This window comes from Oscillospiraceae bacterium, assembly GCA_022483045.1.
In the GTDB taxonomy this organism is placed as follows: domain Bacteria; phylum Bacillota; class Clostridia; order Oscillospirales; family Acutalibacteraceae; genus Caproicibacterium.
In genome coordinates, this window is the sequence record JAKVOA010000002.1 from 495,227 (window position 1) to 521,456 (window position 26,230).

Consider the following 26,230-nt stretch of genomic DNA (forward strand, 5'->3'; position numbering starts at 1 on the left):
AAAATTTTGATTTTATGCAAACTGTACAATAATTCGGGGATATTTCTACATAGGGAGGCCCCCTTTTTTAGACATAAAAAAGGCCGAAAAACCGCATGAATCAGCCATAATTCATGAAAAACAGGGCAAAACGGCAAATTTACCTTCGGTCATTGAAAAGCTGTGCAATTTGGCATATAATAGATGCAAATACAGTTGCTGCTTTCTGCAGCACAGAAAAAAGAATACCCTGCCCGAAACGGAGGAATTTGCTCATGGAATATAAGCATTCGGTCCCGCAGATCAAAAAACAGATTCTTGCAAAGCTGGAACACAACTTTGGTGTCGACTTGGAAAATGCCACAAACGACCAGATTTACAAGTCTGTTGCGTTGATTGCCCGCGAAATGATGGAGCAGGGACGCAGCGAATTTATGGCAGAGGCCGAAAAAACAGAGACAAAGCATGTGTACTATCTCTGTATGGAATTTCTGCTTGGCCGCAGCCTGAAAAACACCCTGTTTAACCTTGGAATAGAGGACGAATTCCGCGAGGCACTGAAAGAAATGGATGTCAAGCTGGATTCCCTGTATGAATGTGAGCCGGATGCCGGCCTTGGCAACGGCGGCTTGGGGCGTTTGGCTGCCTGCTTTATGGATGCACTGGCAACGCAGCGCTACCCTGCCACCGGCTACAGCCTGTGCTATGAGTACGGTATTTTCCGCCAAAAGCTGGTTGACGGCTGGCAGACAGAACTGCCCGATTTTTGGCTGCCCGGCGGGCGTATTTGGATGCGCGAAATCCCCGAAAAAGCGGTGGAAGTGCATTTCCGCGGCCATGTGGAGGAGCGCTGGGATAAAAATTACCATGAGTCTATTCATAAAGACTACACCACCATTATGGCAATTCCCTGTGATATGTTTATCGCGGGTATGGGCGGCAAAGGCATTTCCCGTCTGCGTCTGTGGAAAAGCAAAGGCCATGAGTTCGATATGGGCCTGTTTAATTCCGGCAACTATATGCGCGCGATGGAGCAAAATGCAATGGCTGAGTCCATTACAAAGGTGCTTTACCCCGAGGACAACCACCCCGAGGGCAAAAGCCTGCGCCTGACGCAGCAGTATTTCCTGGTTTCTGCTTCAATTCAGGATATTATTCGTACACATCTGTTTAAATACAATACATTGGATAACCTGCCCGATATGGTTGCCATTCACCTGAACGATACCCACCCGGTCCTTGCTATTCCCGAGCTGATGCGCATTATGCTGGATGAGTGCGGCTATGATTGGGACCACGCGTGGGATATCACCACCCGCACTGTTGCCTATACCAACCACACTGTTATGAAAGAAGCGCTGGAGTGCTGGGGACAGGACCTGTTCCAGATGCAGCTGCCGCGTATTTACCAGATTGTAGAGGAAATCAACCGCCGCTTCTGCCAGCAGATGCACGACCTTGGCGTAGACGGCTACAAAGTGGGCCGCATGGCACCGCTGAACGACGGCTATGTCAAAATGGCAAACCTTGCGGTTGTCGGCAGCCACAGCGTCAACGGCGTGTCCGGTCTGCACAGTGAAATTCTGAAAAACACCGTGTTTCATGACTTCTATACTGAAATGCCCGATAAATTCACCAATGTTACAAACGGCATTGCCCACCGCCGCTGGCTCAATCAGTCCAATCCCGCGCTTGCCGCGCTGCTCACCAAAAAGATCGGCAAGGGCTATATTTACGATGCCTCCAAACTAAAAAAGTTTGAGGCCTTTAAAGACGACAAAAATGTGCTACAGGAGCTTGCTACAATTAAACACAGCAACAAAGAGCGGCTGGCAGCATACATCAAGAAAGCAAACAACGTGGTCGTTGACCCCGATTCTATTTTTGATGTACAGGTCAAGCGCATGCATGAATACAAGCGCCAGCACCTGAATGCTTTGAATATCCTTGCGACCTACCTGTGGCTGAAAGACAACCCGAATGCTGACTTTACGCCGCACACCTATGTTTTTGGTGCCAAAGCTGCACCCGGCTACTACTTTGCCAAGCAGATGATTCGCTTTATCTATGAACTGGGCCAGATTATCAACAACGACCCCGCTGTCAAAGATAAAATGAAAGTCGTTTATATCGAAGACTACCGTGTTACACTGGCAGAATTGCTGATTCCCGCAGCAGATATCAGCGAGCAGATTTCCCTTGCCGGTACAGAGGCTTCTGGTACCAGCAACATGAAATTTATGATTAACGGCGCTGTGACCTTGGGTACACTGGATGGCGCAAATGTCGAAATCCATGATTCCGTCGGCGACGACAATATGCTGTTGTTTGGTATGACAACACCAGAGGTCGAGACCCTGCGTTCAGACGGCTATCACCCGGACCAGATTTACTACAACAATCCGGCGGCACACCGCGCAATTGATTTTCTGCGTGGTGGTCTCAATGGCGTGGACTTCGGCGATATTGTGCAGTCCCTGACGGAAAATGACCCCTATATGGTGCTGGCGGATTTTGACAGCTACCAGAAAGCGCAGGAGCGGGCCATGCAGCTTTACGGCGACCAGGAAACCTGGCAGCGCATGTGCCTGATCAATATTGCAAATGCGGGCCGCTTTGCAGCAGACCGCGCAATCCGCGAATATGCGGACAACATCTGGCACTGTCAGCCGGTGCCGCGCGCTGTGGAAGCTGGCAAAAATCCTTTTGCTGAGGAATAAGCGCACTGCTTTAACCGGCAAGTATCTTTTCAGGTCACCAAAGGAGTAAGCAGAGTATGTTCAATTCACGCAACCCGGCTTTTCGCTATCCGACAGGTGCGGTGGCGAACTGCCTGCCTGTTCATTTTAAAATCGATATGCCCCGCGACCTGCACTGCAGCGCGGCCCGCCTGCTGGTCCAAGAGGACAGCACGGGAAAAACGCAGACATTAGATATGTTTTGGTGTGGAATGAACGGCGACAACCACGAGTGGTGGGAGTGTCACTTTGCCGCGCAGAACCCCGGCCTGTATTTTTATCATTTTGAGGTGACGACCTGGCGCGGCGTGCTGCAGATGCACCGTACGTTCGGTGCGACTGGCACCCTTTCGCCCGACGTTAAAGAGGATTGGCAGATGACCGTGTACGACCGCTCTTTTCATACACCCGAGTGGCTGGTCGGCGGCATTATGTACCAGGTCTTTCCGGACCGCTTCTTTTCTTCCGGAAAACCCAAGACAGATGTGCCCAAAGACCGCACACTGCATAAAGACTGGTCGGAAGAACCCGAATGGAAGCCAAATGAAAAAGGAATTGTATCCAATTCGGATTATTTCGGCGGCGACCTTGCGGGAATTACCGAAAAGCTGGACTACTTAAAGAGTTTAGGTGTGACCTGCCTGTACCTGAACCCAATTTTCGAGGCGCATTCTAACCACCGCTACAATACAGCCAATTATGAAAAGGTTGACCCGCTTTTAGGAAATGAAGAGGATTTTCGCACCCTGTGCCAAGAAGCGAAGAAACGCGGAATCCATGTTTTGCTGGACGGCGTTTTCAGCCATACCGGCAGCGATAGCGTCTACTTTAACCGCGAGGGCCGCTACAAAACCGCTGGCGCCTACAACAGTAAGGAATCGCCATACAGTTCTTGGTATCATTTTCGAAACTGGCCGGATGATTATGAATGCTGGTGGAATTTCAATACGCTGCCGGATGTAACGGAAACAAACCCCGCGTATGACCAGTATATCAATGGAAAAGGCGGTATTGTGCGCCGCTGGCTAAAAGCCGGGGCTTCCGGCTGGCGGCTGGATGTGGCAGATGAGCTGCCCGATGCTTTTTTGGACAATTTGCGTATGGCGGCAAAAATGGAAGACACAAATGCACTGGTTTTGGGCGAGGTATGGGAAGACGCCAGTACAAAATCGGCGTACGGCAAGCGCCGCAAGTATCTTTTGGGCGGCCAGCTGGACAGTGTCATGAATTATCCGTTCCGTGACGCAATCCTGGGGTACTTAAAGGGCGGGGATCCAGCACAGATGCTGGAGATTATTCTGAATATTCTGGAAAATTATCCCCCGCAGGTGATTCGCCTGCTGATGAACCATATTGGTACGCATGATACCGAGCGCGCGCTGACTATGCTGGGCGGGGAACCTACAGGCAGCCATGACCGCGCGTGGCAGGCGCAGCAGGAGCTGACCCCGCAGCAGCGGGAGCTTGGCCTCAAGCGCCTGAAATTGGCGGCAGTAATGCAGTATACCCTGCCAGGTGTCCCGTGCGTGTATTATGGCGATGAGGCCGGTATGGAGGGATACAAAGATCCCTTTAACCGCGGTACTTTTCCGTGGGGAAAAGAAAATGCAGACCTGCTGGCATGGTACCGCAAACTGGGCAAACTGCGCGGTATGCTTTCCTGCTTGAAAGAGGGCAGCTTTGCGCCTCTGAAAGCGGATGAACATACGCTGGTCTATTTCCGTGAAGACTCTATTGATGCAATTTTAGTGGCACTGAATGCGGGGGAAAACCCGTATGAACTTTACCTGCCCGATGAGTGGCGTACAGCTGAGCCGGTTTTTGGCGAAGCACCTGACCGCAACAGCGGAATTGACCTGCTGCCGCTCTCTGCAACGGTTTTGGTACGCCAGAAAAACCCGTCTCCCTCTGGGCCGTTTCCGCTGGGAAAACCAGAGACGCCGGAAGAAGCGGTAGAATCCATAAAAGATAAGATTATGGAGAATATTGAAAAGCAGCCGGAAATCAAAAAAGAACTTTTGGATTTTTTGAAAAAAGTCTAAAAAGAGCTTGACTTTTCATGCGCGTTCCCTTATAATAATTAAGCTGTCTTTCATAAGAGAGACAGCAAATATGCGCTCGTAGCTCAGCTGGATAGAGTGTCTGACTACGAATCAGAAGGTCCTGGGTTCGAATCCCCGCGGGCGCACCAAAGCAAAAGCCGTACAGCAAACTTTTTAAGTTTGCTGTACGGCTTTTTTTGCTCCTATGTTTTAAAAAAGCCAAACGTCTGCTATTTGATCTTTGTCAAAAAAGAAAACAAAGCATGCACATGTGCATGTATCAGGGAAGCGCAATCGCTTTGATAACTCTATTTGCAGAAGGAGCATTGCTCTTTTCCTGCTTTTGTTTGACAATTTTTGCGAAAGATTTGTGTACACGCAAATCTTTGGTCAGCTCTGGATGAAACGCGGTGACAAGCTGATTCCCCTGCCGGGCAGCCACAATTTTGCTGTCTGCTTTTTTGTACTGTATTTTGAAATAATCATTAAGCGAGAATTACAAGCTTTCCCAATTCGGGAAAGCTTTTTGTTTTATGCTGGGATACCAAGATACCATTTTTGCGCGTAGCCTTTTATGACAGGATCTTTTCCCCACTGCTCACTTTTATAGAAGCTATTTAAGCTTGATAGAATTTAATTGAAAAAGCATTCATAGAACCCATAAAATCAAGGAAAAGTTAAATCAAAATGGTAAACTCATGCAATCCATTGTGCAACTACTTGCAATAAAAGGCAGCATGCTTTATAATACTCTATGGTAAGGAAAAATACGGTATTTTTAGTTCTTTAGATGAAAAGTGGCGAGATGTAGGATGAAATCAAATACTGGATTTTCAATCCTTCTTGGAAGATCAGTGGAAAACCAGAAAGAAATAAATGCAGCATAATAAAATCATGCGGATTCAGCTGTCCCTCTTCCTTTCAATTTCAAATGGAGGACGACTACCGACAAAGGAACAGCACAAAAAACGAGTCGGATTTTGAGATACGGAATCAGAATGAGAGCAGGCTGTGGGACAGCATATGCAGGTGCAGATGGGAGAGCAGACGTGGGAAACTGAAAGATTATCCAGAACTACATTAGCTGCAGCAATTTATTTATAGAGTATGAATTCAGCCTGTCCGTACCGACTGCTGACTTTCTTTAGACCTGCGAAAAAGCCATGCGTTCTTTGAAGAGATGCGCAGCTTATGCAGCGAGTGAAGGGCAAAAAATTTAATTAGCTGCTTCATGCAGCTTCCTAACTGGCAAAGAAATTTTGAATTGCAGCACCTAAAAAATTTTATAGCAGGCGTACTACGACAAAACCTGTCAAAGAGTGGCAGGGCACTTTACAAGAAGAAATCGTTTTATGGTTGCGGCAAGCTCTTGAAAATGCGTGAAGTAAAGTCACGATCTGACAATACTAATACTGCTACATGGCTTATTGCTTAAAATTCATTTTTTTAAAAATTAAAACAAGATAGTTATGATATTCATCATTCAATAAAAAATAGAATTAAAACGAAATAAATGATTGACTGTAGGATACTGCCAATCATTTTGATGTGTAGAATACCAATGGATAGGGGCGTATGTTATGGGAAAACGCAGAGTTTATTCTGTCAAAAAGGTGAAAAAGCACAGGAAAATAACCATTATCTGTGTAGTGACGATTTGTGTTTGCGTGCTGTCAGTTCTTTTTAATATCAACAATACAATTTCAAAAATCCATTATATGCCGACAACTGCGTCAAACAAGCAAATATCTGTTTCGTCCTCTGTACCGGAGGGCGTCAAGTACCATGAGGATGTACTAAATGTTCTGCTGATTGGAACAGATAACCGGGCGGGTGTAGAGGGCAGCCGCTCAGATACAATGATTTTACTTTCTATTAACCGCAATACTTCAAAGGTAGTAATGACTTCCTTTATGCGCGATATTTATCTGCCAATACCGGGGCATGGAAGCAACCGCTTAAATGCGGCATATTCTTTTGGCGGCGCAGATCTATTGATGCAGACATTAGAGCAAAATTTTAAAATTCCGATTGACCGGTATGCACAGGTTGATTTCTCGTCCTTTGTAGATATTATAGATCATCTGGGCGGGATCCAGGTGGATGTAACAGAACAGGAATTGCCCATTTTAAATCAGTACGTCAAAGAAATCAATACTTTGCAAAAAAAGCCTGCGGCAGACGGGCTTTTGCAGCATGCAGGAAAGAACGTCACTTTAAGCGGGAAGCAGGCTCTTAGTTATTCTCGTATCCGCTATGTGGGGAACGGAGATTACCAGCGTACAGAGCGCCAGCGTACGATATTGATGAAAGTCGTGGAAAAAATGAAAAGCCTCAATTTGGTACAGCTCAATGAAACCATGAACCGCTTGCTTCCAGATATTAGCACAAATTTCACCCAGAATGAAGTTTGGTCGCTGGTTCGCTCTAGCCTTTCTATTATGAAGTACAAGTTTGTACAGGATAGGATTCCAATCGACGGCTCGCAAACAAGCAAAACTGTGAATGGAATGGATGTTCTGCAAGTTGACTTTGATAAGAACATCACAGAACTACAAGGAAAAATCTATGGATAGAGCATCTATTTTCGTCCTGCTTGAAAAAGACACATGGTTATCACTCCAAGAACAAAACCAATTACAATACCGACCATCAGTTGCATAATTGCTCCTTACTTTGATTCCTATTAGCCTTTTCATTATATCATGATTTATACGATTTTGATAATATAAAACGTCCTTTTAAAAGAAAATTTGGATGAAACTTGATTGTGTACTGCGTAGAGGGAAGAATTTAGATGAGAAGTGTCGAACGTGCGAATGCCTTAGGAAACGGCAACAATCCAAGTTCAAGCTGTGAACATTTTCAGGTAAAAATGATTACACGGACAAAAAGAAAAAACCAATTATACATATATTCTTTTATGAAGAGAATGGTGGACTGCATTTTCAGCTTACTGGCACTTATTCTATTGTCCCCGCTGATGCTTCTTGCTGCCATTGCAATTAAAATGGATACCCCAGGCCCTGTCTTTTTTATACAGGAGCGGGTAGGGAAAAACAAAAAACGCTTTCGAATGTACAAATTTCGAAGTATGTGTGAGGATGCAGAGCAAAGGCTGCAGGATTTCAAAGAAAAAAATGAGCGGGATGGGCCGGCGTTTAAACTATCGGATGACCCGAGAATTACCAGAGTCGGAAAGATCCTTAGAGAGACCTGTATTGATGAGCTTCCTCAGCTGCTAAATATTTTAAAAGGGGATATGAGCATTGTCGGGCCGCGCCCACCGCTGCCCGAAGAAGTAGAACAGTATTCCGCGTATCAGTGTAGGCGCCTTGAGGTAAAACCAGGATTGACTTGCTATTGGCAGATTCATAAGGGTGAAGTAAAAACATTTGATGAGTGGGTCAACCTGGATTTACGGTACATAGAAGAACGAAACTTGTGGGTGGACTTAAAGCTGATTTTTAAAACGGTTGCTTTTGTTTTGCATCGCAGAGGTGAGGAATAAGCTTGATTCTCTATTCAAATTATTGTGTTAAAGGAATGAAATTATGAAGAACGAAGCGAGCGAAGACATGGAAATTGACTTAAGCCGGGTGCTGTTTGCACTGAAACGCCATATCATCTGGCTTTTGATTGGACTTCTTGTCGGTGCAGTTAGCGTTTATGCTGTTTCCGCTTATCTGGTGCCGAAAAAGTATACGTCATCCGTTTCCCTGTATGTCAACAACACAAAAAATACGACTTCGCAACAATACAGTGTCCAGGAAGCGGATATTAACGCCTCACAAAAGTTGGTGGATACCTACATTGTTATTTTAAATGATGACCAAATTATGCAGGAAGTAGCTGACAAATTGAGCCAGCGTCTGTCCGTAAAAGAATTGAAGCAGCTGATCAAAATGGAAACAGTCAATAATACAGAGGTTCTGAAAATTTCCGCGGAAACAGGGAACGCAGACTTTTCTGCCGAAATCTGCAATACGGTTGCGAAAGTAGCACCGGATGTATTAAAACGAGTGGTGAAAGCAGGCTCGGTGGAGGTGATCGGAAAGGCTACACCGGCGGTCAACCCTTCTTCTCCAAATGTCATCCGCAACACAGCGATTGGCGCAGTGATAGGGCTGCTCATTATGATAATTGCAGCGATTGCCGCTGAACTGCTGGACCGGACCGTGAAAGGGGAAGCAGATGTGAAAGAACATTTGGACGTGCCTGTTTTAGGAGAAATCCCACACATTAAAAAGGAGGACGGAAAATGAAATGGAATGGGAAAAAGTCGGATTTGCAGTACCATGCGCTTCGATTGGGAGACCATACTGACTTCCGCACGACGGAAGCCTATAAGATGCTTCGCACAAACCTCCTTTTTACATTAGCTTCCTCCAAAAGCAATGTCGTGCTTTTTTCAAGTGTAGAGGCTTCAGTGGGGAAATCCGTTATCTGTGCGAATTTAGCCGTTTCTATGATACAAAACGGAGCAACCGCTTTAATCATTGATGCAGATATGCGAAAGCCTGTGCAGCACCGCATCTTTCAAATCCCAAATCGGCAAGGGCTCTCTACACTTTTAAGCGGTCAAGTACAGTTGAGTGACGTGCAGTATACCAGTAACAGTATGTCCTTTTCCGTCATCACGGCAGGGTCAATTCCACCCAATCCGGTAGAGCTGCTCGGTTCTCAAAGAATGGAGGACCTGCTAAATACTGTTTCCACTCAATTTGACTATGTATTTGTTGATTTGCCACCCATTAATATCCTTTCAGACTGCCTTGTGCTTGCTTGGAAAACAGCCGGTGTCGTATTAGTCGCGAGGCAAAACCAAACGACATATGATGCCCTGCAGCGGGCCGTAGAGAGTGTTAAACAAGCCAAAGGGAAAGTGCTGGGTGTAGTTGTCAATGATGTTGATGATAAGCACAAGCCATATGGCTATAAATATGGAAAACGTGATGGCAAATATGGTGCGTACGATCACTATAGTCAGCCGTAACGCAAAAATTAAGGTGGATTTTAAATCCTGTTAGGAGAAAGCTTGCAGTATGTGGACTGACTTCCATTTGCACGTCCTGCCAGGAATAGACGACGGCGCAGAAAGAGAAAATGTTTCTATTAAAATGCTTTCTATTTTGCAGCAGCAGCAGGTTGATGCTGTCTTTGCGACGCCTCATTTCTATTTGCATCGACAGGCGGTTCCTGATTTCGTCGAGAACCGCGCGAAAGCGTACCAAACGCTTTCCCAAAACGAACAGTATGCTGCGTTGCCGCAAGTGCGGTTAGCCGCTGAAGTTGCTTTGGAGCCCGGCCTTTCCCGCCAGAATTGTCAGCCTTTATGTTATGAAGGTTTGCCGGCAATCTTACTGGAATTGCCCCGCGCCGAATATCAGCCATGGATTATGGAAGAAATCGAAAATATCCACTACGGATTTTCTGTGGTACCGGTGTTGGCACATCTCGAAAGGTACCTCTGGTATCGCCCTGCTGTTTTACGGGAGCTACTTCAAATTCCGGAAGTCATTGTGCAAATAAATGCTGCCGCCTTTGCCACAAAAGACGGAATAAAATTGGTGAAGGAACTGTATGAAGCCGATAAGCCGGTTCTTATCGGCTCTGATTCACATCATTGTGAGAGCCGGCCGCCAGATTTTAATATTGTGAATACAGTTTTGCAAAAGAGGCATTATCAAGTCAACCATCGATTCAAGAGCCTGGCTTCGTGGCTTTTAGACAATCAGGAGTGGTTTCTATCGAAATGAAAAAAAAGAAGCAAACGAAAATGGAACTTCCATTTCTTTTTCTGGGGTTAGCCTGTGTTTGTCTGGTTATGATTTTTTGTTTTTCCAGTCAGACGTTCTCACAAAGCAATACATTAAGCGGATATTTGGCCAACTCTATTTGCAGGCTTTTAGAAAAAGGACATTTTCGTGTTCCTGATTCTCAGAATATCAACTTGATCATTCGAAAATGCGCACATTTTACAGAGTATTTTTTACTGGGGCTCTGCTTAAGTTGTTTTTCTTTTTTCCGGAGAGAGCATTTCCTGAAGAAGGGCATTCTGTGTGTGACACTTTTGTCCTTTTTGTTTGCCTGCAGCGATGAAATCCATCAAATTTTTGTTTCTGCAAGAACAGCTTCCTTTTGGGATGTCCTCCTTGATACAGGAGGCGCCTTTTTTGCTGCACTGCTGCTGAATCTTCTGCTGAAGAGAAGGAAACGTACAAAAAGCTGATTTAAGCCTGCGGCGAATGGTGAGTGTTTTTGATTTGCTGTGGATCACCACTATGGTATGGAAATATTCCGATTTTTATATTGAAAAATACACACGAAAACTGACCTTTTTATTAAAAAAATATTCAAAGAATTGGGGAGAGTCAAGAAATGCAAGCAATGCCTGTTTTCAAAGGAAAAACACTGATGATTACGGGCGGCACCGGCAGCTTTGGCCATGCCGTACTGAAAAAATTTCTGGTTACTGAAATTCATGAGATACGCATTTTTTCTCGCGATGAAAAAAAGCAAGATGAGATGCGCCATGAATTGCAGGCAAAATACCCCGAATATTTTCACAAAGTAAAATTTTACATTGGGGATGTACGAAATATACAGTCGCTGAATGACGCAATGCCCGGAGTGGATTATGTATTTCATGCTGCGGCATTAAAAGAGGTGCCTAGCTGCGAATTTTTCCCGATGGAGGCTGTGCGCACAAATAATATTGGTACAGATAATGTCATCCATGCGGCTGTTCATAATCATGTAAAAAATGTTGTCTGCTTATCGACTGATAAAGCAGCTTATCCTATTAACGCAATGGGTGTTTCAAAAGCAATGATGGAGCATATCGTATATGCGAATGCTCGCGTTGCAGCAGCGTACGGGACGGTACTGTGCTGCACACGCTATGGGAATGTCATGTGCAGCCGCGGCAGTGTTATTCCATTATTTGTAGATCAGATTCGCAATCATCACCCGATTACAATTACGGACCCCAATATGACGCGATTTATGATGAATTTGGATGAAGCGGTTGACTTAGTGATGTTTGCTTTCCAACATGCAAATCCGGGTGATTTGTTTATCCAAAAAGCTGACGCTTCCACCATTCATGACTTAGCAAAAGCTATTCAGGAATTGTTTGGAGATACGGGAACCCGTATCATTGGCACACGTCACGGAGAAAAACTTTTTGAAACATTGATGACCCGTGAAGAGCGTCTGCGCAGTGAAAATATGGGAAACTATTATCGCGTAGCGGCTGACAGCCGTGACCTCAATTATGATCAGTTTGTGGTAAAGGGAGAAGTGCAGACGATGGCAAATGAATCCTACACCAGCCACAATACCAGACGGCTTGATGTAGAGGAAACCAAACAAAAATTACTGACCACAGATTACATAAGGGAACAGTTAGCTGAGTGGAAAAATAAAAAATAGCCAGCAAGGAACGAATAAGACAGTTTAGAAAAAATGCCTTAAAGGAGAATCACATACATGAATCAATCATCACCAATCTTAATTACAGGTTCAGGGGGATTTGTGGGGAAAAATTTGGTTGCCACCTTAAAGGCAGCCGGTTATAAAGATTTGATGTGCTTTGAAAAAGAGGATACGCCTGAAACACTGAAAGCATTTTGCAAACGCGCAGATTTTGTGATTCACTTGGCGGGTATCAACCGCCCAAAGAACCCGTCTGAATTTTATGTTGGCAACGCTGGCCTTACGGAAACGCTTCTTTCAAATTTGGAAGAAGCCGGCAGCCACGCCCCTGTGCTGGTAACTTCCAGTACACAGGCAGCGCTTGATAATGATTACGGAAAGAGCAAGCTGGAAGCGGAAAATGCTGTTTTTGCTCATGGGGAAAAGCTGGGGTCTAAAGTCTACGTATTTCGCATGGAAGGGGTATTTGGAAAGTGGTGCCGGCCAAATTACAATAGTGTAGTGGCTACTTTTTGCTATAATGTCGCACATGGAATGCCAATCCAGGTGCGGGACCCTGACTATGAATTGCCGCTTGTCTATATTGATGATGTTGTTCGGTGCATTTTAGAGGCAATGGATGGAAAAGTCAGTGAAGATTCATCGCCGCGCCCTATTTGCCATATTCATCCGGTACATAAGACGACTCTTGGACATTTAGCTGAAACCATTCAAAAGTTTGCAGAAAGCCGCACAACACTTGCTGTCCCCAGCTTAGCCCAAGGCACCTTTGAAAAAAAGCTCTACAGCACCTATGTATCTTATCTTCCGGAAGAAGCTTTTTTTTACCCGCTTACCATGCATGCTGATCAGCGAGGCAGCTTTACGGAAATTTTGCGCACACCCGAGCGCGGTCAGTTCAGTGTAAATATCATACATCCGGGTATTGTAAAAGGAAATCACTGGCATCATTCTAAGACAGAAAAGTATCTGGTCGTATCTGGTACCTGCACCACGCGGCTGCGCAAACTGGGTACGGACAAAGTATATGAAATTGTTACTTCCAGTAAAGAAATGAAGATCATTGATATTCCTACTGGCTATACGCACAATATTGAAAATACCGGCAGCACAGATGCGGCTGTTTTTATGTGGGTCAATGAGCCGTTTGACCCACAAAACCCGGATACTTTTATGCTGAAAGTGTGAAAAAATATGAAAAAGATCAAACTTATGACGATCATCGGTACAAGGCCAGAGATTATCCGTTTGTCGGCTGTCATTAAAAAATGCGATCAGTATTTTGACCAGATACTGGTTCATACAGGCCAAAATTATGATTATTGCCTCAATCAGGTTTTTTTTGAAGATTTGGGCCTGCGTGCACCGGATTTTTATTTAGATGCAGTAGGGAAAAATTTGGGAGAAACGATCGGCAGCATTATTTCAAAAAGCTATACCTTAATGACAGAGCAAAAACCGGATGCGCTGTTGATCTTAGGAGATACCAACAGCTGCTTAGCCGCAATTTCAGCCAAGCGCCTTCATATTCCCATTTTTCACATGGAGGCAGGAAACCGCTGCTTTGATGAATGCTTGCCGGAAGAAACCAACCGGCGTATTGTGGACCATATTTCAGATGTGAATCTATGTTATTCTGAGCATGCCCGCCGGTATTTGAATGCAGAGGGTATTTGCAAAGAACGTACTTTTGTTACAGGCAGCCCTATGGCCGAAGTGCTGCATGCAAATTTTAAACAGATAGAAGCCAGCAATATTCTTGAGCGGTTGCAATTAGAGCCGCAGAAATATATGCTTCTTTCCGCACACCGAGAAGAGAATATTGATACAGAGAAGAATTTCGTAGATTTGTTTACAAGCATCAATGCCTTGGCGGAAAAATACGATCTTCCCATTTTGTATTCCTGCCACCCGCGCAGCAAAAAATATTTGGCCGCTCGGCATTTCAAGCTGGATCCGCGCGTGAAACTCCATGAACCTTTGGGTTTTCATGATTACAACCATTTGCAGATGAATGCGTATTGTGTCATTTCCGATTCCGGGACACTGCCGGAAGAATCCAGTTTCTTCACCAGTGTGGGTCATCCGTTCCCCGCCGTATGTATTCGCACCTCTACAGAGCGCCCTGAAGCATTGGATAAAGGCTGCTTTGTGTTAGCGGGTATTTCACAGGGCGGAGTCGAACAAGCTGTGGAAACGGCAATTGCCATGAACAAGAATGGGGATATCGGCACCCCTGTACCGTGTTATATGGAATCTGTTTCGACAAAAGTTGTAAAAATCATCCAGAGCTATACGGGCATCGTCAACAAAACAGTTTGGAAAAAATATTGAATAGAAAAGGATGAATCCGTTGGAAAGCAAACAAAAAGTCCTTCTCGTTCATAATTTTTATAAAATTGGTGGAGGCGAACACACGGTTTATGAAAATGAACGGCGTCTTCTTCAGGAACATGGACATGAAGTATATACATATACCCGCGACAATCATGAATTAGATACTTCACTGACAAAAAAATTGCTTTTGCCCTTTACAACAGTATTTTCTTTTAAAACATTCCGGGAAGCAAAGTCGCTAATTCAAGAAAAGCATATAGACTTAGTTCATTGTCATAACACATTCCCGCTCATAAGTCCTTCCATTTATTACGCCGCCCAAAGCTGCGGCATACCGATCCTTCAAACGATTCATAATTTCCGCTTTTTGTGCCCATGCGGAATCTTTTACCGCAATGGGCAGATATGCGAAGATTGTGTAAACAATGGCCTCCACTGTGCTATTCAGCACGGCTGTTACCGTCAATCAAAATTACAGACAGCAGTTGTTGTTAATATGCTTTGGCTGCACCGAAAGATGGGTACCTATCAAAAAATCCATTACATATTTTTAACGGAATTCAACCGCCAAAAGTTTCAAAAGCTTTTGGGCACCCATCTGAAAACGGAGTTTGTAAAACCAAATTTTGAGTATGTCAATATACAGCCTGCACCACAGAAATGTATCCATCACAGAAGGTATGTTTTCGTTGGCAGACTCGACGAAAGCAAAGGAATTGGCTTTTTGCTAAAGGTTTGGGCAAAGGCCAAAGGAAGAGAATTAGTGATTTTCGGGTCTGGTGCAATGGAACCACAGGTCAAAAATGCCGCTGCCAAGAATGCTAAAATTATTTTTAAAGGCTTTCAAAACAGGGAAACAATTTTGAAAGAATTGAGCACAGCGGAGGCCATGATATTTTCGAGTGAATGGTATGAAGGCTTTAGTATGACATTAATAGAAGCCTTTGCCGCGGGGACACCAGTTGTTTGCTCAAACATAGGGAATTCTGCAGATATTGTCCAAAACGCGAAAGCGGGCTGTTTATATAAGCTCTATGATGCAGAAGACTTTATACGGCAAATTGAGAACATTGAGAGAAAAAACACGGAATTTAGAACAAACGCACGTCGTGCCTATGAGCAGTTTTATACTCCAGATAAAAATTACGAAATATTAAAGCACATATATGATAAGGTGTGTGAATCAAATCATGAGAGAACCGCGGGTTAATATTATTGGCGTACCAATCTCTGCTGTGAATATGGAAAGCTGTATAAAGAATATTTTTGCTAATTGGGAAGCCGCGTGTGGAAATTATATTTGTGTTTCTAATGTACATACGACAGTCATGGCACACAATCATCCGGAGTACCTCAAAATACAGAAAGATTCATTTCTTTCTGTACCAGATGGCAAACCGCTTTCTGTCCTCGGCAAAAAACAATATCCGGAAATGGGCCGAGTCACAGGGCCTGATCTCATGCGGCGAATTTTTGAAGAGTCCAAAGTCAGACCGCTCCGTCATTACTTTTATGGAAACACGCGGGAACATTTGGACCAACTTCTGCAAAAGCTTGCGGTAGACTATCCGTGGGTGAAAATTGTGGGGAGTGAGCCCTCTGTTTTTCGGGATATGACTCCCCAGGAGGAGCAACAGCTTGTTGAGCGCATTAACTCAACCAATCCGGATTTCGTTTGGGTAGCACTAGGAGCACCGCGGCAGGAATTCTTTTGCTCACGAATGAAAGGAAAAATTCAGGGCCTTATGGTGGGAGTAGGCGGCGCGTTCAATGTGTTGGCGGGCATTGTTCCAGAGGCCCCAAAATGGATGCAGAACTGTAGCCTGGAATGGCTTTATCGCTTAATGCAGGAGCCAAGGCGGCTTTTCAAGCGGTACTTTGCAACCAACTTAGAATTTATCTTTTATCTAATTCATTAATGGAGTGTTCAACTCATGCTGCGAGTTTCAAAACAATTTCTGCTGTGGGTTCCTTTTGTCATTGCATATTCGGTTACTTTTCATCAGGTGTTCCTCTGGATTCCCTTTGCTTTGCTGTGTGCCCGCCTGTTGATGAATGCCACACATAAGATTACTGCCGATCATTTATTGGAATTGATATTATACAGCATCATTATTCCGAATAACTACGTTATTATAGCGGTTGTTGTTCTTGCAATGCTTTTTGCTGTTTTCAATCCGGTTAAGCGCCATGTGTTTCCGGCTCCGCTTGTGGTAGTAACCGTGGTTTATCTGATAGGGAATATGTTGGTTTGCAAAACGCCGTGGATGAATTCCCTCTTTGTATGTATATATCTTTGTGCAATACCGGCTGTTTGCTGTTTGCTCTCACATCTTGAATTTACACCCACTTTACAAATACATATTAAACAAACTGTGAAAGATATTATTTTGCTGCAATTAGTTTGGCTGATTTTCTATACAGCTTCCCATCTTTCAGCCATAAAATCATCGCCAGATATGGATTGGGTGGCAGGTACTTTTGGTGTCAAACAGGGAAATATATTCTTTCTGTTTTGTGCTTTTTCTTCTTTCATTTTTCTACAGTCTTTTTTAAAAACTTTCTGCAAAAAAGATATGGCTTATTATATTATCTGTGTTGGTTTGATCATGTGTACAGGCTCCATAGGCCTTTGTGCCATATACTTGTTTACTATTCTAGTTTTTGTGCTGATGCAGCCGACGGTTCGCCTAAAGTATAAAGCTGTGGGTTTGGTGACGATTGGAATTGCTGTTGTCATAGTGATGCAGGTGAATCCAACTTGGGTGGTAAATGATATTTTAAAAATGAATAATATAAATTCTGCCAGCCATCGAGTCGCGAAAACTGTAATCTATCAGCGTGTATTTTGCACTTTACCGTCTGAAGACCCTACCTTTGCAGTCTTTGGGACTGGAATCGGGCAGGGATGTTCCCGTGCGAGTATTACCTGTACAGGGTGGTATATTGATTCTTATTCTAAAAATTTTCCAATCTACATTTCCAGCTTCATTCAAAACAATATTTTTTCGGATTTAAAAGTCTTTCTTGCAGGACAGGGCGGAATGGCACAGGCTCCTTTTTCCTCTATTTTGTCGGTACAATCCGAACTGGGGTGGATTGGTACTGTCTTATTAGCCGTACATTTTGGATATCTTTTAAAAAGCAGCAGCAAATTTTCCAAAATCGTTATTTTGTTTTTTGCCTTCACATTATTTTGGGACAATTATTTGGAATATGCAAAAGTTATAGCCTCTTTCGCAATTGTACTGTTTTGGTGCAATTCTTCTACTTACAATACCCCCAAAAATGTTTTACAAAAGAATACGGATAATCAAGGAGAGGAGTAGCACAAGCATGAGCGCAAAGGTTTCCGTTGTCGTTCCAGTTTACAAAGTAGAAAAATACCTGAATGCCTGTGTGAGCAGTCTTGTAAATCAGACCTTAAAGGAAATGGAAATCATTTTGGTCGATGACGGATCTTCAGATAACTGCCCCCAAATGTGCGATAACTGGGCGCTGCGCGATAAACGGATAAAAGTTGTTCATCAGAAAAACAGAGGGATCTCTGCCGCAAGGAATGTGGGTGTCTCAGTGGCTTCAGGAACTTACCTTGCGTTTGTGGACAGCGATGATACCGTTATGCCGCAGATGTATGAGCGCCTTTTGAAAACGGCGGAGGAAAAGCAGGCCGACGTTGTATTTTGCGGATTACAAAGAGTCAATGTGGCTCATGTGCCGAAAATGAAGGAAACAGCTATTTCGCCAGAGCTACTCACCACGGAGTCAGCACTGGTCTTAGGCCTGACCGGAAAAATGCCGCTATACGGTTGTAACTTTTTGGTGAAATTAAGTGACTGGAACCACCTGCCTTTGAAATTTGATGAAACTCTTTGTTTCCAGGAAGATGCCGAGCTGGTTTTTCGCATGATTGCAAATGCAGAGAAAATAGCGTATTTGCCAGAGCCGCTCTATTGTTACTGGAGACATGGCGGTGCCATGACAGTTGCTCCAAAACTGCAGTATGTTGCGGCAATCCCTGTACTTCTAAAAAAAATCAAGTTGACACTGAAAGGGTCAAAGGATTCTGTTTGCCGGGCGCTTTCTGTGTATGAAGTATCAGAATATACATTTGCCTATCATCTTTATCTTTGCAGCAAAGAACCAAACAAGCCCAAACAACTTAGAGCGGAAGTGCTGACGGACTTGCGTGAGGGGGTGCGCCGGTGCCCTTTTCATGACTGGCGAAAAAACAGCAATGCGCTGGAGACGCTTTTATCTGTGCTCCATTTGCTGCCACTTGCTGTTTGGGTTCGTTATGGGAGGAAAGACTAATATGAATACTCTGATTTCAATTATTGTGCCTGTTTACAAAACGGAACCGTATTTACAAAAATGTTTGCAGAGTATTGTCAATCAAACTTATCGCAATCTTGAGATTATTCTGGTGGATGATGGTTCGCCGGATCGTTGTCCACAGATATGCGATGAGTGGGCAAAAAAAGACAGCCGCATTTCGGTCATTCATCAGGAAAACAGTGGCCTTGGCAAAGCGCGGAACAGTGGAATAGAAAAAGCAAAGGGTAGCTATCTCGCGTTTGTGGATTCTGATGATGAGATAGAGCCAGATATGTATGAAAAATTATTAGCTGCAGCCGAAAGCTGTAAAGCCGATATTTGTTACTGTGGGTGCAAAGATGTTTCATCTAAGGGAGTGGTTGCCGGAACGCCGCCTTTGAAATTTTCTTATAAAGGCGATGAGATCCGTACGGAATTCATTCCACAGGTTTTAGGGACGCTCCCTTCCGACCGGCATACTGTCTTTTGCGGGGTCTCGTCAACGTCGGCATTGTACCATGCTGCGCTGCTTCAAAAAGCTGGAATTCGGTTCCTTTCGGAACGAAGCGACAATATTTCAGAGGATTTAGATTTTAATCTCAAGACTTGCTGCCATGCTGAAATCATTCAGATTATTCCTGATACGCCGTATTTATACATAAAGCGCGAGATCAATTCTCTTACAAGTTCTTATCGCAGCGACAGGTTTGAGATGGTAAAAAAACTTTACCGGTAGCTAATGTCCTTTGCGGAAAGCCAGAGGATTGCGCCCGTTTGCCAGCAGAGGATTGAAACCACTTTTCTAAATGGGATGATTGGTGTTATCAAAACGCTTGTAGCAGCCAAGAAAGCGAAGATTTTTACAGGCGATCTTCATGAAGAAATGAACCAAATATGCCGTGACCCGATGGTTTCCAGTGTCCTGAAAGACTATCCGATTTTTCAGCTGCCATGGAAACAAAAAGTACTTTGGTATACCGTAAAATGGCACTGGAGCAGCATTGCCATCCTTATAACGAAAATACGCATGAAAAGCAACTGAGAACAGGCAACAAAGCTACATTGGGGGGACAGAAGAAATTGCGGAAAAAGGGTGGCGGCAACAGATTATTACAGGGTGGCATTTCGGTCTTTATTGCGCTTCTTTTTGTGAAATGTTTTGGCCTGCTTTTGCAGATCGGAATCGCTTGTGTTTTTGGTGCATCTGCAGCAAGTGACGCGTTTTTGACGGCATTTTCTATACCCAATATTTTACTCGCCGGAATCATCGCGGCCGCCGGGAACGTTTACATCCCACTTTATCAAAAACAACTTAACATTGACAAAAAGCATCTAAAGCAGTTTAATGGAAATATTACAGCACTGCTCACCTTGATAGGCATTGCCATGGCTGTTCTTCTTGCACTTTTCCCACAGGTTGGCATTTCTTTGTTTGCAAGCGGTTTGGAAAAGAAATCCTTTCAAACCGCTTGTATTCTGCTGCGCATTATGGCTGTTGTATCGATACCGATTACCATACAAAGCATTTTCAATGGCTATTTACAGATAAAAGGGAAATTTTTTCTTTCCAGCGTGGCACCCGCATTGGTCAATCTTCCAATCCTTGCAGCGCTGTTTTTTGCCTCTAAACATCAAGAGGTTACATCGCTGGCATATGGTACCGTTATCGGTTATCTGCTCAGTGCCGCCGTGCTATGGATAGGGTGTTTACGCAGTGACTTTCCATTTCGACCGTACTTTAATCTCAAGTGTGGGTACATGCGCTCTTTCTTTTCGCTGTTCTTTCCGATCTATCTTAGCATAATGGTTTCTCAACTCAATACCATGATTGACCGGAATTTTGCTTCCACTTTGGTGGCAGGGACAGTGTCGGCGCTTATTTACGCCGATAAAATAAATGAAGCAATCGGGCGGATCTGTATTTCCCCCGTAACGACAGTCATTTATCCAGAACTTTCAAAATGCGCAGCGAACCACGATAAGGAGAAGTTAAAAAAGTATCTTTCGGAAAGCATGACAATGGTATTTTTGATTATGCTCCCTGTATCAGCGGCGCTTTTCTGCTTCTCTGGTCCATTGGTAAACATCCTGTTTCGGCGCGGTCAATTCAATGAGCAGGCTGTACAAATAACCAGTGAGTACTTAAAATTCCTTGCCATTGGTTTTAGCTTTCCACATGTTAGTAATCTTTTGGAATTGGTTTGTTACTCGCTCAACGATGGGAAAATACCGATGGTCAATTCTTTGCTGGCCCTAGGTATAAATATCATATTGAATTTTTTGCTGATTGGCCCGCTAAAGCATATTGGTCTTGCGGTGGCAACCAGTGTGTCCGGAATTGTTACGACAGTATTGCTCATTTTTTCGCTGCATCGAAAAATTGGCACCTTCGTTTTACCTGACTTCCGAAAGGACTTATTGAAAATGATAGCGGCAACAGGCTTGATGTGTGCGGTCTGTCTGCCAGTTTATCGGCTGCTGCAGCCGCAGATTAGCGGCAACCTGTCTTTTTTGATTTGCGCTGTAATAGGAATCCTAGTTTATAGTGTCTGTATGCAAAATATGAAGGTGAGCATTTGGAAGAGATACATAACCAGCTGCCTGCATAAGATAAAGAAAGATGTTAAGCAGTGATAATTGATTTTTATCACATGAAATGGCGGCAGTGCATCACGCGTGTGCAGGCTGGCAAATTTTGCAAATTGCTGTACAGCAGAGCGCGTCTGCTCTTGTGAGGCCAGAGAGTTTATAGCTGGCTTTACTTTTTGTAGGTGCTTTTTTCTCACTTTGATCTGAGGCAATCCTAGCGGTAGGGTTGCCTCTCTTTTTGCATATAGGAAACCTCTTGCTGGGTTGTTTCTCACTTGCTTTTCTTTCTACTCAAAGGAAAAGCGGCAAAAACGGCGATGCTTGCAAATGCTGTTGTACGGATTAAAAAGCCAAGCATTCCTGTGCTGGGTGGGAAGATCGGGTATCAATGGAGCTGCAAACCGTATATAAACAGTAATATAGCTATGGACAAAGGCTCAAAAAATGAGGGAATAACAAGTAAAATAAAAGGCAGCGTCCATCCTCTTCGTAGAGTTAGACAGCAGCCTTTATTATGTCGATATTGTCTTAAAAGTTTTGGTTAGCATGGCCTAGCAGATCCATTAGACGAAAAGATACTCTGCAACAATTTTACAGAGTATCGGGACAAGCAATATCCGTCCATTCCAAAACAGCTCTTCTGTGGCTATATAAAATTCACAAGCTCTGTTTTACGCCGATCTCAGCCTTTACACAAAATTCAGGATACGCCCTTACGCTGCTAGATATCCAACTGGGATTTTTCAGAATCATTTTTAAATCTGATTTGAACAGCTTGTTTTCGCACCTTGTTCGCATACATTGTATGGTAGTCTGCCTTTCCCCAGCAGATAAAGTTTGCTGTACGGCTTTGTTTTAAAGGTTAAACGCCTGCTGTTCGATCTTTGTCAAAAAAGAAAACAAAGCATACGCATATGTGTGTATACAGGGGAACTCAATCGCTTAGCTGCATTTTACAGAATCGCTTTCGATCACTCTATTTGCAGAAGGAGCATTGCTCCTCTCCTGATTTTGTTTGACAATTTTTGCGAAATATTGGTGTACACGCAAATCTTTGGTCAGCTCTGGGTGAAACGCGGTGACAAGCTGATTCCCCTGCCGGGCAGCCACAATTTTGCTGCCCACTTGTGCTAATGCTTCTGTATTGTCAGAAATAGACGCAATATACGGTGCGCGAATAAACGTCATGGGAAGCGTTCCAATTCCTTTGAATGCAGCTGCAGTTTCAAAGCTGCCCAGCTGTCTGCCATAAGCGTTTCGTACTGCTTTTATGTCCATTGTAGAAAGATAGAGCCGCCTGTCGTTATCTATGTTTTTTGCGAGGAGCAGAAGCCCCGCGCAAGTGCCAAATACCGGCAGCCCATTTTGTATCTTTTTTTGTAGGGGCTCAAATAGCCCGAGCTCCCGCAGAAGCTTTCCTTGTACGGTGCTTTCACCGCCGGGAATAATCAATCCGTCAAAAGGAGCCTGCATATCTTTCACCTGCCTGATTTCAAAGGACGCAATCCCTAAAGCGGAAAGCATTTTTTCATGTTCGATAAATGCTCCCTGCAGAGCAAGAACGCCGATACGCATTTTATTTTCCTCTTTCTGCCATGAGCAGGTCTATTTCCTGTTCATTGATTCCCACCATTGCTTCCCCTAGGTCTTCTGAAAGCAGCGCAATTTGTTCTGCATCGGTAAAGTTGGTGACTGCCTTGACGATAGCAGCAGCACGCTTTTCTGGATTGCCGGATTTAAAAATGCCGGAACCGACAAATACGCCTTCTGCGCCCAGCTGCATCATCAGGGCTGCATCGGCAGGCGTAGCAATTCCCCCGGCGGCAAAATTGACGACAGGCAGTCTCTTGTTTTTATGGACGGAGGCCACTAAATCGTAGGGAACCTGCAGCTGCTTTGCGGCATCGTACAGTTCATCGCTGGCCATAGCGCTAATGCGACGGATTTCCCCCTGCATCATGCGCATATGGCGAACAGCCTGTACAACATCGCCGGTGCCCGGCTCTCCTTTGGTGCGAATCATAGCCGCGCCCTCATTGATGCGGCGGAGCGCTTCTCCCAAGTCCTTTGCACCGCAGACAAAAGGAACGTTAAACGCGGTTTTATCAATGTGATATTTGTCATCGGCAGGAGAAAGGACCTCACTTTCATCAATATAATCAATCTCGATAGCCTGCAAAATCTGTGCTTCTACAAAATGCCCGATACGGCATTTTGCCATGACGGGAATTGACACTGCATTTTGAATCCCTTTAATCATTTTGGGGTCGCTCATGCGAGAGACGCCGCCTGCTGCACGAATATCGGCGGGAATCCGCTCAAGAGCCATTACCGCACAGGCCCCGGCCGCTTCGGCAATTTTTGCCTGCTCTGGAGTAGTGACATCCATAATGACGCCGCCTTTTAACATTTGCGCAAGGTTTTTATTTAATTCAAATCTTTTGTTTTCCATCAAATCCGTCTCCTTGTATAATAATGGTTACAAATATTATACGAGAACTCAATTATATGTAAATATTCAAAACGGATTCTTTTTATGTATCCAGATTACGGAACTGCTTCCTTTTTTTACGCCTCACTCGGTTTATGTGCCGCTCAAAATCGCCGCTGCTTATCAGTTCTGCCAATACGTACTGGTCAAATACAGGAACGGTACAGGAATAAAAACCGAGCCTTTCTTCATAGCGCGGTACCATAGAGGGCGGCAGCACCATATATCCAACGCGCACAGAGGGGGATATGGTTTGCGAAAAAGTGTTGATGTACAGGACACGGCCGCTATTGTCCAGAGAAAACACGGTATCTTCATTCGTTTTAGATATTGTCAGTTCCGAGTCGTAATTATCTTCTACGAGAAAGCCGTGCCGCTCTGCAGCCCAGCGCAGGTATTCCTGACGCTTTGGTGCGCTTGCAGTGATGTGACTTGGATAGCTGTTAAAGGGCGTAATATGCAGAACAGCAGCATTCGTTGCCTTTAGCAGGGAAGTCTTTATGCCGTTTGCACCTAAATCAAGGAGTTCACACCGAACGCCGTGGGCTTTGTACACCTGCTGTATTTTTTGATAAGATGGTTTTTCCAATGCGTAAATTTTGTCTTTGCCCAAAAGCTGTACAACAAGACTGTACAGATACTCGGCACCTGCACCGATAATTACTTGCCGCGGGTCAGCGGTGATACCCACGGACCGTTTCAAGTACGTACAGATTACTTCCCTAAGTCGCAGGCACCCTTTGTTATGAGATCTTTCAAAGATAGACGGCCCGTAGTCAGACAAAACCTTTCTCATCGTTTTTGCCACAACAGAAAAGGGAAATCCCGTGGCTGAAGCCGCGAGGTTGTGTATTGGGGGAGCGGCGCACAAAGCAGCATCTTTTCCGGGTGACATAAAGTCGCTTTTCTGATAAATGATAAAGTATCCGCTGCGCTGCCGGGACTCTATGTAGCCCTCATCACCCAAAAGAGAGTAGGCGTGCTGTACAGTAACGACGCTTAGCCCCATTTCTTCTGCCAGAATCCTTTTCGAGGGTAATTTGCTGCCCAAAGGATATGCGCCTGATACAATATCATTGCGCAGCTGGCTGTATAATTGCAAATAAGCCGGCTTATCGCTTTGCTTAAAAATAGTGTATTTCATGATTGCAGGTTGCTCCTTTACAAGGTTTCTTTACGGCTTTTTTCAAAGCCATTGGCGGTATGCCGGTGTGGACAGAAGATAGAGAAAGCAGTGCATATTATACACCAAATTCAATTATTTGGGAAATATTAGGTTTGACAATTTCGATGGAAAACATTGTTATATAGAAGGGGAAGGGGTTTCTTTACTTCTGTGATAAAATGTGTCAAAAAGGCGCAAAGGATTTCTTCCTTTGCGCCTTTTTGTAACAAAATACTTTAATGGAGGGGCTTTTTTAAAATGTTGTACTCTTTATTGAACTTTTGTGTTGGCAAGTGCATACTTTTCAATGGCAAGGGCAGCGCCATCTTTTGTGTTTGTGTCTGTAGTGTTGTCAGCAGCTTTGCGTACCGATTCTGGAGCATTGCCCATGGCAATGCCAATGCCGCATTCTGTAAGCATTTCTATATCATTTTCACTGTCACCGATAGCCATGATGTTCTCTTTTTTTAAGGTGGTTCCATTCTTTTTCAGCCAATCACAAAAGCCGTGCAGTCCCTGCGCTTTGGTTGAGACTGCATTCATTATTTCAAAGCCATGCTGGGTTTGCAAAATGGAAAAGCGGGAATCTTTGTAGAACTTTTGCTGCAAAGTTTTGCAATAAGCATCGGGAAAAGTCGGCAGATTGATTTTTTCAATCCGTTCTGGCAGAAGCTCGGGATCCCGGAGAGATCCATTTACAGGAACACCAATTTTTTTGAGAACTTCTAGGTGGAAAGGGTTTTGTGGATATTCGTTTTTCTTATTAATCAAGCGGTTTTCTATGTAGATATTGCCTTCAGACCAAACTTCTATCCATGAAGATTCTGGAAGCAATCGAAGAAGCTGCAGAGCTTTTTCCTTAGGAATATAGTTAGAATAGATAACTTTTTTGTCTTTTAGCTGATAAGCAAGAGAACCATTCGAAGTAATAGCATATTGAATACCAGGAACAGAAAGAACAGCTTGCGGCAGTACGGTTAAAATACGGCCGCTTGTTGGAACAACCAGAATATTTTGTTTGGCTGCCTTTATGAGTACATTTTTTGTTCGCTCAGAAATACTTTTATGGTCATTTAAAAGGGTCGTTCCATCCAAGTCCAGAGCAATTAATTTAATCTTCACAGGGACCCCC

The 26,230-nt window shown here is 44.2% G+C and carries 22 protein-coding genes and 1 tRNA gene; 18 read left to right on the forward strand and 5 right to left on the reverse strand.

From position 1 onward, the window contains the following. The first annotated feature begins 254 nt into the window (after window positions 1-254). The 3 genes from LKE53_11245 to LKE53_11255 all read left to right on the forward strand — a co-directional run bounded on the left by LKE53_11245 (window position 255) and on the right by LKE53_11255 (window position 4,908). Window positions 255-2,699, forward strand: a complete 2,445-nt coding sequence (locus LKE53_11245) for a glycogen/starch/alpha-glucan phosphorylase (protein MCH3973310.1) — start codon at window positions 255-257, stop codon at window positions 2,697-2,699. A 56-nt stretch (window positions 2,700-2,755) separates the two neighbouring features. After that, entirely contained in the window at window positions 2,756-4,759 is a 2,004-nt protein-coding gene (locus LKE53_11250; GenBank protein ID MCH3973311.1) for a glycoside hydrolase family 13 protein, read from the forward strand. A gap of 72 nt (window positions 4,760-4,831) precedes the next feature. Then, window positions 4,832-4,908 (forward strand) — tRNA-Arg (locus LKE53_11255). A 131-nt stretch (window positions 4,909-5,039) separates the two neighbouring features. On the opposite strand, the gene LKE53_11260 is transcribed toward LKE53_11255, so the two are convergent. Further along, window positions 5,040-5,201: a hypothetical protein gene (locus LKE53_11260; GenBank protein MCH3973312.1), complete on the reverse strand. Its 162-nt coding sequence runs from the start codon at window positions 5,199-5,201 to the stop codon at window positions 5,040-5,042. Between the two features lie 1,138 nt (window positions 5,202-6,339). Between LKE53_11260 and LKE53_11265 the strand changes: the two genes are divergently transcribed. The 15 genes from LKE53_11265 to murJ all read left to right on the forward strand — a co-directional run bounded on the left by LKE53_11265 (window position 6,340) and on the right by murJ (window position 21,487). Beyond that, on the forward strand, window positions 6,340-7,335 hold the full coding sequence (locus LKE53_11265; protein MCH3973313.1) for an LCP family protein: 996 nt from the start codon (window positions 6,340-6,342) through the stop codon (window positions 7,333-7,335). 299 nt (window positions 7,336-7,634) lie between these two features. After that, on the forward strand, window positions 7,635-8,270 hold the full coding sequence (locus LKE53_11270; GenBank protein MCH3973314.1) for a sugar transferase: 636 nt from the start codon (window positions 7,635-7,637) through the stop codon (window positions 8,268-8,270). A 43-nt stretch (window positions 8,271-8,313) separates the two neighbouring features. After that, window positions 8,314-9,024 (forward strand): Wzz/FepE/Etk N-terminal domain-containing protein, encoded by a 711-nt coding sequence (locus tag LKE53_11275; protein MCH3973315.1) that lies wholly within the window; start codon window positions 8,314-8,316, stop codon window positions 9,022-9,024. Then, window positions 9,021-9,755 carry a CpsD/CapB family tyrosine-protein kinase gene (locus tag LKE53_11280; GenBank protein MCH3973316.1) on the forward strand — a complete coding sequence of 245 codons (735 nt, stop codon included), beginning with the start codon at window positions 9,021-9,023 and terminating at the stop codon, window positions 9,753-9,755. The genes LKE53_11275 and LKE53_11280 overlap by 4 nt, the downstream gene beginning before the upstream one ends. Window positions 9,756-9,804: 49 nt before the next feature. Then, entirely contained in the window at window positions 9,805-10,518 is a 714-nt protein-coding gene (locus LKE53_11285) for a capsular polysaccharide biosynthesis protein (protein ID MCH3973317.1), read from the forward strand. Next, the gene (locus tag LKE53_11290) at window positions 10,515-10,991 is read left to right on the forward strand and encodes a VanZ family protein (protein ID MCH3973318.1); all 477 of its coding nucleotides are present in this window, start codon (window positions 10,515-10,517) and stop codon (window positions 10,989-10,991) included. Before LKE53_11285 ends, LKE53_11290 begins: the two co-directional genes overlap by 4 nt. A 158-nt stretch (window positions 10,992-11,149) precedes the next feature. Further along, on the forward strand, window positions 11,150-12,196 hold the full coding sequence (locus LKE53_11295; GenBank protein ID MCH3973319.1) for a polysaccharide biosynthesis protein: 1,047 nt from the start codon (window positions 11,150-11,152) through the stop codon (window positions 12,194-12,196). A gap of 57 nt (window positions 12,197-12,253) precedes the next feature. Beyond that, the gene (locus tag LKE53_11300) at window positions 12,254-13,387 is read left to right on the forward strand and encodes an NAD-dependent epimerase/dehydratase family protein (GenBank protein MCH3973320.1); all 1,134 of its coding nucleotides are present in this window, start codon (window positions 12,254-12,256) and stop codon (window positions 13,385-13,387) included. A 6-nt stretch (window positions 13,388-13,393) separates the two neighbouring features. Then, complete coding sequence (wecB, locus tag LKE53_11305; GenBank protein ID MCH3973321.1) at window positions 13,394-14,533, forward strand: UDP-N-acetylglucosamine 2-epimerase (non-hydrolyzing); 1,140 nt, start codon at window positions 13,394-13,396, stop codon at window positions 14,531-14,533. Between the two features lie 19 nt (window positions 14,534-14,552). Then, a complete protein-coding gene (locus LKE53_11310) occupies window positions 14,553-15,746 on the forward strand; it encodes a glycosyltransferase family 4 protein (GenBank protein ID MCH3973322.1) in 1,194 nt (397 codons plus the stop codon). Then, window positions 15,727-16,455 (forward strand): WecB/TagA/CpsF family glycosyltransferase, encoded by a 729-nt coding sequence (locus tag LKE53_11315; GenBank protein ID MCH3973323.1) that lies wholly within the window; start codon window positions 15,727-15,729, stop codon window positions 16,453-16,455. The genes LKE53_11310 and LKE53_11315 overlap by 20 nt, the downstream gene beginning before the upstream one ends. 15 nt (window positions 16,456-16,470) lie before the next feature. After that, window positions 16,471-17,865, forward strand: coding sequence for a hypothetical protein (locus tag LKE53_11320; GenBank protein MCH3973324.1), 1,395 nt, complete (start codon window positions 16,471-16,473; stop codon window positions 17,863-17,865). A gap of 7 nt (window positions 17,866-17,872) precedes the next feature. Then, the gene (locus LKE53_11325) at window positions 17,873-18,850 is read left to right on the forward strand and encodes a glycosyltransferase (protein ID MCH3973325.1); all 978 of its coding nucleotides are present in this window, start codon (window positions 17,873-17,875) and stop codon (window positions 18,848-18,850) included. A gap of 1 nt (window position 18,851) precedes the next feature. Then, complete coding sequence (locus LKE53_11330) at window positions 18,852-19,589, forward strand: glycosyltransferase (GenBank protein MCH3973326.1); 738 nt, start codon at window positions 18,852-18,854, stop codon at window positions 19,587-19,589. A 248-nt stretch (window positions 19,590-19,837) separates the two neighbouring features. Continuing rightward, window positions 19,838-21,487 carry a murein biosynthesis integral membrane protein MurJ gene (murJ, locus tag LKE53_11335; GenBank protein MCH3973327.1) on the forward strand — a complete coding sequence of 550 codons (1,650 nt, stop codon included), beginning with the start codon at window positions 19,838-19,840 and terminating at the stop codon, window positions 21,485-21,487. Window positions 21,488-22,384: 897 nt separating this feature from the next. Here the strand turns inward: murJ and pdxT are convergent. From pdxT to LKE53_11355, 4 genes are all read right to left on the reverse strand, one after another. Continuing rightward, window positions 22,385-23,017 carry a pyridoxal 5'-phosphate synthase glutaminase subunit PdxT gene (pdxT, locus tag LKE53_11340; protein MCH3973328.1) on the reverse strand — a complete coding sequence of 211 codons (633 nt, stop codon included), beginning with the start codon at window positions 23,015-23,017 and terminating at the stop codon, window positions 22,385-22,387. A 1-nt stretch (window position 23,018) separates the two neighbouring features. Then, window positions 23,019-23,894: a pyridoxal 5'-phosphate synthase lyase subunit PdxS gene (pdxS, locus tag LKE53_11345; GenBank protein ID MCH3973329.1), complete on the reverse strand. Its 876-nt coding sequence runs from the start codon at window positions 23,892-23,894 to the stop codon at window positions 23,019-23,021. An 82-nt stretch (window positions 23,895-23,976) separates the two neighbouring features. Next, window positions 23,977-24,984, reverse strand: a complete 1,008-nt coding sequence (locus LKE53_11350) for a PLP-dependent aminotransferase family protein (protein MCH3973330.1) — start codon at window positions 24,982-24,984, stop codon at window positions 23,977-23,979. Between the two features lie 384 nt (window positions 24,985-25,368). Beyond that, on the reverse strand, window positions 25,369-26,220 hold the full coding sequence (locus LKE53_11355; protein ID MCH3973331.1) for a Cof-type HAD-IIB family hydrolase: 852 nt from the start codon (window positions 26,218-26,220) through the stop codon (window positions 25,369-25,371). Window positions 26,221-26,230 lie beyond the last annotated feature (10 nt).

Excerpts from the sequence above, each read along its gene's own strand:
- LKE53_11245 (MCH3973310.1), top strand. The coding sequence starts at position 255 with ATGGAATATAAGCATTCGGTCCCGCAGATCAAAAAACAGATTCTTGCA.
- LKE53_11250 (MCH3973311.1), top strand. The coding sequence starts at position 2,756 with ATGTTCAATTCACGCAACCCGGCTTTTCGCTATCCGACAGGTGCGGTG.
- LKE53_11265 (MCH3973313.1), top strand. The coding sequence starts at position 6,340 with ATGGGAAAACGCAGAGTTTATTCTGTCAAAAAGGTGAAAAAGCACAGG.
- LKE53_11270 (MCH3973314.1), top strand. The coding sequence starts at position 7,635 with ATGATTACACGGACAAAAAGAAAAAACCAATTATACATATATTCTTTT.
- LKE53_11275 (MCH3973315.1), top strand. The coding sequence starts at position 8,314 with ATGAAGAACGAAGCGAGCGAAGACATGGAAATTGACTTAAGCCGGGTG.
- LKE53_11280 (MCH3973316.1), top strand. The coding sequence starts at position 9,021 with ATGAAATGGAATGGGAAAAAGTCGGATTTGCAGTACCATGCGCTTCGA.
- LKE53_11285 (MCH3973317.1), top strand. The coding sequence starts at position 9,805 with ATGTGGACTGACTTCCATTTGCACGTCCTGCCAGGAATAGACGACGGC.
- LKE53_11290 (MCH3973318.1), top strand. The coding sequence starts at position 10,515 with ATGAAAAAAAAGAAGCAAACGAAAATGGAACTTCCATTTCTTTTTCTG.
- LKE53_11295 (MCH3973319.1), top strand. The coding sequence starts at position 11,150 with ATGCCTGTTTTCAAAGGAAAAACACTGATGATTACGGGCGGCACCGGC.
- LKE53_11300 (MCH3973320.1), top strand. The coding sequence starts at position 12,254 with ATGAATCAATCATCACCAATCTTAATTACAGGTTCAGGGGGATTTGTG.
- wecB (MCH3973321.1), top strand. The coding sequence starts at position 13,394 with ATGAAAAAGATCAAACTTATGACGATCATCGGTACAAGGCCAGAGATT.
- LKE53_11315 (MCH3973323.1), top strand. The coding sequence starts at position 15,727 with ATGAGAGAACCGCGGGTTAATATTATTGGCGTACCAATCTCTGCTGTG.
- LKE53_11320 (MCH3973324.1), top strand. The coding sequence starts at position 16,471 with ATGCTGCGAGTTTCAAAACAATTTCTGCTGTGGGTTCCTTTTGTCATT.
- LKE53_11325 (MCH3973325.1), top strand. The coding sequence starts at position 17,873 with ATGAGCGCAAAGGTTTCCGTTGTCGTTCCAGTTTACAAAGTAGAAAAA.
- LKE53_11330 (MCH3973326.1), top strand. The coding sequence starts at position 18,852 with ATGAATACTCTGATTTCAATTATTGTGCCTGTTTACAAAACGGAACCG.
- murJ (MCH3973327.1), top strand. The coding sequence starts at position 19,838 with ATGGCACTGGAGCAGCATTGCCATCCTTATAACGAAAATACGCATGAA.
- pdxT (MCH3973328.1), bottom strand. The coding sequence starts at position 23,017 with ATGCGTATCGGCGTTCTTGCTCTGCAGGGAGCATTTATCGAACATGAA.
- pdxS (MCH3973329.1), bottom strand. The coding sequence starts at position 23,894 with ATGGAAAACAAAAGATTTGAATTAAATAAAAACCTTGCGCAAATGTTA.